The following is a 1,039-nucleotide window of genomic DNA, read 5'->3' as shown; positions in this document are numbered from 1 at the left end:
TACCGTTCTGGCTAAAACCTACGGTGGTTCCGCTCGCGCATTCGACCAGATCGATAACGCGCCGGAAGAAAAAGCTCGTGGTATCACCATCAACACCTCTCACGTTGAATATGACACCCCGACTCGCCACTACGCGCACGTAGACTGCCCGGGCCACGCCGACTATGTTAAAAACATGATCACCGGTGCTGCGCAGATGGACGGCGCGATCCTGGTTGTTGCTGCGACTGACGGCCCGATGCCGCAGACTCGTGAGCACATCCTGCTGGGTCGTCAGGTAGGCGTTCCGTACATCATCGTGTTCCTGAACAAATGCGACATGGTTGATGACGAAGAGCTGCTGGAACTGGTTGAGATGGAAGTTCGTGAACTGCTGTCTCAGTACGATTTCCCGGGCGACGACACTCCGATCGTTCGTGGTTCTGCTCTGAAAGCGCTGGAAGGCGACGCAGAGTGGGAAGCGAAAATCATCGAACTGGCTGGCCACCTGGATACCTATATCCCGGAACCAGAGCGTGCGATTGACAAGCCGTTCCTGCTGCCGATCGAAGACGTATTCTCCATCTCCGGTCGTGGTACCGTTGTTACCGGTCGTGTAGAGCGCGGTATCATCAAAGTAGGTGAAGAAGTTGAAATCGTTGGTATCAAAGAAACCGCGAAAACCACCTGTACTGGCGTTGAAATGTTCCGCAAACTGCTGGACGAAGGCCGTGCTGGTGAGAACGTAGGTGTTCTGCTGCGTGGTATCAAACGTGAAGAAATCGAACGTGGTCAGGTACTGGCTAAGCCGGGCACCATCAACCCGCACACCAAGTTCGAATCTGAAGTGTACATCCTGTCCAAAGACGAAGGCGGCCGTCATACTCCGTTCTTCAAAGGCTACCGTCCGCAGTTCTACTTCCGTACTACTGACGTGACTGGCACCATCGAACTGCCGGAAGGCGTAGAGATGGTAATGCCGGGCGACAACATCAAAATGGTTGTTACCCTGATCCACCCGATCGCGATGGACGACGGTCTGCGTTTCGCAATCCGTGAA

Annotated in this window: 1 protein-coding gene; it reads left to right on the top strand. The window is 54.5% G+C overall.

The features are described 5' to 3' along the window. Positions 1-1,039, top strand: a 1,039-nt coding sequence (gene tuf / locus HMPREF1024_RS00110; RefSeq protein ID WP_009310136.1) for an elongation factor Tu, incomplete at both ends; no start/stop codon positions are given.

The organism is Klebsiella sp. 4_1_44FAA (genome assembly GCF_000238715.1).
Taxonomy (GTDB): Bacteria; Pseudomonadota; Gammaproteobacteria; order Enterobacterales; family Enterobacteriaceae; genus Klebsiella; species Klebsiella pneumoniae.
This window is presented reverse-complemented; position numbering and strand designations above follow the sequence as displayed.